Origin of the sequence: Spirillospora sp. NPDC127506 (assembly GCF_040302145.1) — a bacterium.
Classification (GTDB): domain Bacteria; phylum Actinomycetota; class Actinomycetes; order Streptosporangiales; family Streptosporangiaceae; genus Spirillospora.
Genome location: NZ_JBEORG010000063.1, coordinates 21,602 through 29,207 on the forward strand (window position 1 = coordinate 21,602; position 7,606 = coordinate 29,207).

At 65.6% G+C, this 7,606-nt stretch carries 4 protein-coding genes and 1 tRNA gene; 3 read left to right on the forward strand and 2 right to left on the reverse strand.

Features of this window, described 5'->3' with window-relative positions:
- Positions 1 to 41: 41 nt before the first annotated feature.
- From ABTW95_RS33625 to ABTW95_RS33635, 3 genes are all read left to right on the forward strand, one after another.
- Positions 42 to 117: transfer RNA gene (locus ABTW95_RS33625), tRNA-Lys, on the forward strand.
- Between the two features lie 538 nt (positions 118 to 655).
- The gene (locus ABTW95_RS33630) at positions 656 to 1,252 is read left to right on the forward strand and encodes an SLATT domain-containing protein (RefSeq protein ID WP_500228405.1); all 597 of its coding nucleotides are present in this window, start codon (positions 656 to 658) and stop codon (positions 1,250 to 1,252) included.
- A 2-nt stretch (positions 1,253 to 1,254) separates the two neighbouring features.
- Positions 1,255 to 2,547: a nucleotide-binding domain-containing protein gene (locus tag ABTW95_RS33635; RefSeq protein WP_500228406.1), complete on the forward strand. Its 1,293-nt coding sequence runs from the start codon at positions 1,255 to 1,257 to the stop codon at positions 2,545 to 2,547.
- A gap of 650 nt (positions 2,548 to 3,197) precedes the next feature.
- On the opposite strand, the gene ABTW95_RS33640 is transcribed toward ABTW95_RS33635, so the two are convergent.
- Together ABTW95_RS33640 and ABTW95_RS33645 are read right to left on the reverse strand one after the other, a co-directional pair.
- Positions 3,198 to 4,451 carry a hypothetical protein gene (locus ABTW95_RS33640; RefSeq protein WP_500228407.1) on the reverse strand — a complete coding sequence of 418 codons (1,254 nt, stop codon included), beginning with the start codon at positions 4,449 to 4,451 and terminating at the stop codon, positions 3,198 to 3,200.
- A gap of 148 nt (positions 4,452 to 4,599) precedes the next feature.
- A complete protein-coding gene (locus ABTW95_RS33645) occupies positions 4,600 to 7,485 on the reverse strand; it encodes a type I restriction endonuclease subunit R (protein ID WP_500228408.1) in 2,886 nt (961 codons plus the stop codon).
- Between the last annotated feature and the right edge of the window lie 121 nt (positions 7,486 to 7,606).

The window sequence follows — 7,606 nt, forward strand, 5'->3', positions numbered from 1 at the left end:
CCGTCGCAAACCCATCGCCGATCTCGGTACCCTTGCGAGACGGGTCGCTAGCTCAATTGGCAGAGCTCCGGACTTTTAATCCGTAGGTTGTGGGTTCGAGTCCCACGCGACCCACCACCCCTCACCAGGGAAAACGCGAGGATGTCCCGGTTTGCCCGCCGCCGGACATGACCCGGATTGTCCCCGTGGCGGCTCGGTGGCGGCTCGGCGGCTCGATCCGGGCCCTGCATCCGCCCTGGTAGCGCCCCGAAACCGGGTGCTCCTCACCCGCTCAAGCCGGTCATGTCGCCCACAGCATCAGCGGCCAGGGCCGCCAGCGCAGTCAGCAACGCACTTCCACGGACGTGAGTCCGCAGGCTCGCGTCCGGGCGCGGGCGGCACCATCGAGCCCTCCACACCAAGGCGGTCCTGAAGAGTGACCGCAGTCGAGAACATGACACTGGCGATGGCACGCCTTCGGCCCATGGCCAGGTTGCCCGCCTCCCAAAATCCGAGACAGCGCGGGATCTGGCGTGAGCCCGTACCTCGATGAGCCGCATTCGCGCCGCTCCGAATGTCAGAGGTCACCGTCATACTCGGAGCCTGTGCACTGCGGAGTCGGGAGGCCGATCGACTGCTGACCGGTGCACTTCCCGATGAGCCGAGTGATCGGAGCGTGTTGAACGAGCCGGAAGCTGCGCTGGACTGCGATCCGTACCTGCTCGCGCAGGTGCGCGAAGCATTCGGGCGAGTGGTGTACAGCCACAAGACGCACGAGAAGCAGGCAGACATCTGTTTCCGCCGCCACAGGCTGCAGCATGCCGCGCTGACCGTCCTCACGGCGATCGGCTCCGGCACCTTCCTGGCCGCGGTGGTCGGCGCACTGGGGAACCCGGCGCTGACCAGCCTCGCGACCTCGTTCATCGCGCTCCTGGTCGCTGCCATGAGCCTCGGCGCGAAGACCTTCAAGTTCGAGGAGGAGTCCGACGCCCACCGCGGGATCGCCTCTCGGCTGTGGGACGTCCGGGAGTCCTACATCTCGCTCATCACCGACCTGATGTCCGGCACCGCCTCCGACGCGGAGGCCAGGGAACGCCGCGACAGGCTCCAGCGGGCCACGCGCGACGCGTACACCGACGCGCCCAGGACGAGCCCGAAGGCCTTCGAGCGGGCCAGCGAGGGACTGCAGCGCAACGAGGAGATGACGTTCACCTCCCGCGAGATCGACCTCTTCCTCCCCGAGGCGCTCCGGCTCGACGAAGGCGAGGGCTGATCATGAAAACCTCGGAAATCTTCGACACACTGCTCGAAAACCTCAAGGTCGGCGATGCCGCCGCCGCGGTCGCCTCCCGCAGGGACGAGATCACAAAAGCGCTGAACAAGAACTTCCGGGCCAAGGACGGATGCACCGACTACAAGCTCATGGTGGGCTCATACGGCCGGCACACCGCCGTCAAGGGCGTGTCGGACCTGGACATGATCTTCATCCTCCCGCCCTGGCTCCGCTCCGCCTACGCCAGCGACACAGGCCCGCGGAGGATCCTCAACAGAGTCAGGGACGCCCTGCAGGCGCGCTACCCCAAGACTGACATCCGCGTCGACCAGTGCGTCGTGCGGGTGAAATTCACCAGCAACGCCTTCAAGTTCGAGGTCCAGCCGGCCTTCCAGAACGCCGACGGCAGCTTCGACTACCCGGACACGGTCGCCAAGCGCTGGAAGGTCACCAAGCCGCGCGCCGAGATCAGCGCGACCAAGGAGTGCAACGACCGCACCTCGACGAACATGCGCCACCTGGCGAGGATGACCCGAGCGTGGAAGAACGCGAACGGAGTGAACATGGGCGGCCTGCTCATCGACACCCTGGTACACAGGTTCTTCGAACAGACCGACGCCTACGACTCGGCGGGTACGGGCTCGTTCGACCTCATGGCCCGCGACTTCTTCGAGTTCCTCAAGGACGAGCCCGACAAGAAGTACTACCTCGCGCTGGGCAGCAACCAGCACGTGAAGGTCAAAGCCCGGTTCCAGCCGAAGGCCAAGAAGGCGTACAACAAGGTCCGCGAGGCGATCGCGAACGAGGGCAAGGCCGCTGCCAACAAGAAGTGGCGCGAGGTCTTCGGGACGTCCGTACCGCTGGCCGTCAGCGAGGCGTCCCAGGCGTTCACGGACACCGAGCAATTCATCGAGGACCGGTACCCGGTCGACATCACGGAGTCGGTCGACATCGACTGCGAGGTCACCCAGAACGGCTGGAGGCCGACCAGACTGCGCAAGATGCTGCGCACCAAGGCGCCGCTCAAGGCGGACAGGAGCCTGAAGTTCATCGTTACCGGCTGCAGCGTCGAGCCGCCGTACACGCTGAAGTGGAAGGTGCTCAACCGCGGCCCGGAGGCCGAGCGCCGGAACATGGTCCGGGGCCAGATCGTCGACGCGAGCCGTCCGAACACCCGGGTGGAGCACTCCGACTTCAAAGGCGACCATGTCGTCGAGTGCTTCGTCGTCAAGGACGGCGTCGTCGTCGCTCGCGACCGCATTGACGTGCCGATCAGCAACACGAGGCAGACGTAGCCCTCACCCTCATTTCGGGTCGTCGATGCCCCAGCCTCGCCTCCGGTCCGCGCGGTGCGCACGGCCGACGCCCACGCCTCGGCATCGGCGAGCAGTTGCTTCACGGTGAAGCCGCCTGGCCGGCTCCTCGGCCCCAATCGACACGCGTACGGCCCTGTCAGGAACGCGGCCCGGTAGTGCTGGTCGTGCGGCATCGCCGCAACAAACTCGACGATCCTCGCCGCACGAATCCTGTGCGTTTCCTCGACGTCCGTCGGCTGGGATTGGACGCGCTCGAGGTCGGCTTCCAGCGGCTCGTCGTCCGTGTGCTCCGCGGCGGGTCAGGCTGACGGGGGCCTCGTCTCTCCGCACTCGACCGTCCATGACGCCCCCGTCCGAGAGATCCGGGTCGGCCGCGTCCAGACGTCTGGTGGTGGCCGTGCATCCGCGGTCGCTTCCGTGTGGCTTCGTCGATCGACTCCGTGTGGCTGCCGTGGTCGACAGCAGCCGGAGGCTGGCCAGAAGAACCCCGGCGGCGCGTCGTCGCCGACCTCGATGTCCATAACGGCTCCGCCGAGCAGTCGCCGTCCCTCTCGGAGGAAGCGGATCTCGTCGGGGCATTCACCGCCCATTCTCCCGTTCAGGCTGAATGGACGGTCAGGTCCGTAGCGTCAGTCTCCGCTGGGGAACACCGCTTTGAACAGGTCGGCTGCGTCGATGCGTTCCCCGGTCGACACCCGGAACTCGCCGCTGGTCACGGCATCGTTGCCGTCCTCGGTGAGGACCCAAGTGACTTTTACTGAGCTGACCTGGGGATCCCTCGTGACGATCACGTAGTCGTCCTGGTCGCTCGTCCACGGCACGTTTGGACGGAACGACTCCGGAGTTAGCGCGACTTCGGCGTCCTCGCCGCGATTGCCCCAAGCTACGGGATAGTCGCGTGGGAGGAGTCGAAGGCTAGAGTGGTCCAACGCGGGCTGGAAAGGATCACGCGATCGTAGTACGGGTTCGACTGCCTTCTCGAAGTCGGCGTCGTCCGGATCGAGGTGATCGAACAGTTCACAGCCATGGAAAGTCACAATCAGGTGCGGCTTGGCGACAAACCTGTCGCGGCTGACCACGCGGACACCAACACCCGACAACCCGACACCCAACAAGTGCTCGCGACCTTTCGCAATGTGCTCGGTCTTCCCATTTCGCCACACGACCAGGGCTGCCTCCCGCTCCGCAGCCGACAGCGCCCTAGAACTGCCGAAGACGCTCGAGGCCAGCCGGATCGTTGCCAAGGCGAAGGCGTCGTCCGCGAGCTCCGGCTGCTTGCTGAACTGCTCCTCTTGGTAGTCGCGCAGGCTCTCCAAGACCTCTTCCACACGATCGACCCTGCAGATCGAGCCGAGCACCTCCACCTCGAGATCGATCGGCGCCTTCCCACCGCCACGAGCGCGTTCGACAAGGGCCAGGACTTCTCCAGAGCGGGCAGGCCGCGTGTTGCTGGTGCCCCGCACGTAAATCGCGCCGTCCTCAAGGTTGTCGCGGCGGTCTTCCCCCTGGAAATTCTTGTGGCACGGGAAGATCGTCTGCCCTTCCTGCGGTGGCTGGGCTATGACGAACAGCACCTCTTTGTCGGCGCCCACGCCGACCCTCCCGAACTCGAACGCCGGGAACTGCGGCCCGAGGTAGGGGCGGAGTCGATCCTCGAGCTCATGGGCCTCGACGCCTCGGCCCACCCCGGACGCTTTGCCCTTCTCTGCCCCGATGACGAGCACTGCGTAGCCGTGGAAGTGCCGAGCGGCCTCCTGCGGACGACGGTTGGCAGCGCCGAGCAGGAACTTGGCGACCTTCGCGGTGCCGACCTTGCTCTCGACGTCGAGGCTGCTTTTGGCCTCCAGGTAGGTAGTCTCGGCCTCGTCGCCGACGGCGATCACGTGGCCCAGGATGCTTCGGAGGGCACGCTCCCCGAGAGGGACCATGCCGGTGTCCAGTACGGAGCGGCTGGAGCCCGAGTCGTCGGAGCTCACATGTTCATTAGGCATGGGGGAATTCTCTCATTCACCGCCGCTCGCTGTGGTCAACTCAAAGCCGACCTGCTCCCTCGTCGATAGCAGCCTCGTAGAACGCGTCGGCGAGGGCCACGATGACCCCGGGAATCGCAGGGCCGTCGGTGAAGAAGTAGTCGGCCATGGTGTTGTGCGCATGCTGGTTGTCGGTGATGGCCTGGGTGACGGCGGACTGGAAGTCCTGCGACTCCATGAACTGCTTCTTGGAGTTCACCCGGGTTTGCTGGACCAGGTCCGGGTCGGTGAGCAGTCGCTGTACGAGGCCCTGCACGAACTCCCGGATCTGGGACTCGGCGAACGAGTCGGCGCCGAAGAGGTCGTTCATCTTGTCGATGACGACCTGGAGCGCGACGTACTTCGGCTCCTTCCTGGCGCCGGTGCCCGCTGCGCCGATCCCCGTCAGTTCGCCGTCTCCGGTCAGCGAGATGTTGACGGCGATCTTCTTGGTGTGCTTCACCCCGACCAGGACCACGTCGGAGAGGTCGACGTCGGCGGTCCAGGAGGACTCGGCGATGACCCTCTCCAGGAGCCGGAGGAAGATCGAGAGCATCTCCATGTACGGGTCGCCGTAGTCGACGATCTGGCTCATGAAGTCGTACAGCCGGACGTAGGTGGAGACGTCCTTGCGGAAGAGGTCGAGGGTGTTGAGCGTGACCTTGTCCTCGGCCTCGATCGCTGCCGCGTAGCGGCGCCGGAAGTCGTGCTGGGCGGGGCTGATCGCCGCCGAGAGCGCGTTGTTGCCCTTGCGGGTGACCCACAGTTCGGCAACCTGGCGGACCTGCTCCTCGGTGTAGATCCCCGCCTGGGCGAGCTTGTTCGCCAGGTGCACGACGATGTACGGGTCGGTCTCGGTCTCCAGAGTGGCGTTGGTGAAGTACGGCTCGAAGGCGGCCCTGATGTCATCGGGTTTGTTGGCGAAGTCGATGACGAAAGTCTTGGTCTTCTGCTCCCCGCCGGCGGTGCGGTGGGTGCGGTTGAGCCGGGAGAGCGTCTGCACGGCGGTGACCCCGGACAGCTTCTTGTCGACGTACATCGCCGAGAGCAGCGGCTGGTCGAAGCCGGTCTGGAACTTGTTGGCGACCAGCATGATCTTGTAAGTGTCGCCCTTGAACGCCGAGGCCAGGTCGGCGCCCGCTCCGGGGTTCATGGTGGCCTCGGTGAACTCGTCGTCCTCCGAGGGCGCCGGCCCCCAGTCCTTGCTCCACTGGTCGTTCTCGGTCATCGGCACCGACCCGGAGAACGCGACCAGGGTCCGGTAGTTGTACGAGGTGTCCTTGGCGGCCCGCTTGGCGATGTAGGCGTCGATCGCCTTCTTGTACTTCACCGCGGCCTTGCGCGCGTCGGTGACGACCATCGCCTTCGCCTTGCCCTCCAGCAAATGGGCGACGTTGGCGTGGAAGTGCTCGACGATGATCTGCACCTTCTGACTGATGTTGGTCGGGTGCAGCTGCACCCACCGCATCAGCCCCTTGCGCGCCGCCGACTCCTCGACCTGGCCGCCGTCGCCGCTCTCGGCCTTGCCTGCGATCTTCAACGCGGTGTCGTAGGACTGGTAGCCCTTGAGCACGTCGAGGATGTAGCCCTCCTCGATCGCCTGCTTCATCGAGTACAGGTGGAACTCGACCGGCCGGCCGTCCGGACCCTTGCGGCCGAACAGCTCCAGGGTCTTGTACTTCGGGGTCGCGGTAAAGGCGAAGTAGGAAATGTTCTCCGACTCGGCCCGCTCCGCCATCTCCGCGGCCAAGACCGCCTCGACGTCGACCGGGCCGCCGTCCTCGATCTCCTCGATCTCCTCGGCAGTCAGGACCTGCCTCAGCTTCGAGGAGATCTGCCCCGACTGCGAAGAGTGCGCCTCATCGGCGATGACGGCGAACCGCTTGCCCCTCAGGCCGGAGTCGGACCGGATCTCATCGAGTGCGTACGGGAAGGTCTGGACCGTCACCGCGATGATCAACTCGCCGTTCTTCAGCGCCTGAGCCAGCAGGCCGGACTTGGACTTCGCACCGGCCTTGCGCACGTCCTCCGGGCTGATCGTCGCGACGATCTTCCCACTGCCGTCGATCTGCCGGATCGCGTCCTGAAGTTGCCCGTCGAGCACCGTCCGGTCCACGACCACGATGACCGAGTCGAAGACCTTCTCATCCGCGACGTGGAGCCGGGCGAGACGGTGCGCCGTCCAGGCGATCGTGTTCGTCTTCCCCGACCCCGCGGAGTGCTCGATCAGGTAGCGCTGGCCGACGCCCTCCTCGGCCACGGCGGCCACGATGTTCGTGACCGCCTCCCACTGATGGAACCGCGGGAACAGCAGGCTCGTACGGCGCACCGACGTGCCGGTGGCGACGTCCCACTCCTCCTTGGTCTCCACGATCATCAGCCGACCGATGATGTTGAGCCAGGCGTGCTTCTCCCAGACCCGCTCCCACAGGTACGCCGTCGCCGACCTCCCATCCGCACCGGGCGGGTTCCCTGCACCGTCGTCGAAGCCGGTGTTGAACGGCAGGAACTGCGTCTTCTCGCCCTCCAACCGGCTGGTCATCGCGGCAAGGTCATTGGAGACCGCAAAGTGCACCAGCGCCCGATGCCCGAACGACAGCAGGGGCTCCCGCCGACCGTTGGTCAGCGGGTTACGGTCCTTGCGGTACTGCTGGATTGCCTCGTTCAGCGACTGAGTGAAGTCGGTCTTCAGCTCCACCGTCGCGACCGGGAGCCCGTTGATGAAGAACACCAGGTCGATGCTGCGCTGGTCGGCAGTCGAGAAGTGCACCTGACGCATCACCCGGACCCGCATCGCCGCATACTCGGCGTTCGTCGTCGCGTTCAGCGACGTCTCGGGCCGGAACTGCGCCATCTTCAACCGGCCACCGCCGATGTACTGCACCCCGGTCCGCAGGATACTCAGCATCCCGCCGCCATGCTCCAGTGGCTTATCCGGCTCTTCACGATCGAGGGTGTAGTTGCGGTTTGAAGCCGCCGGTCTCGAGTAGTGATCTGGCGATGTAGTTGGTCAGGTTGCGGAACCCCAG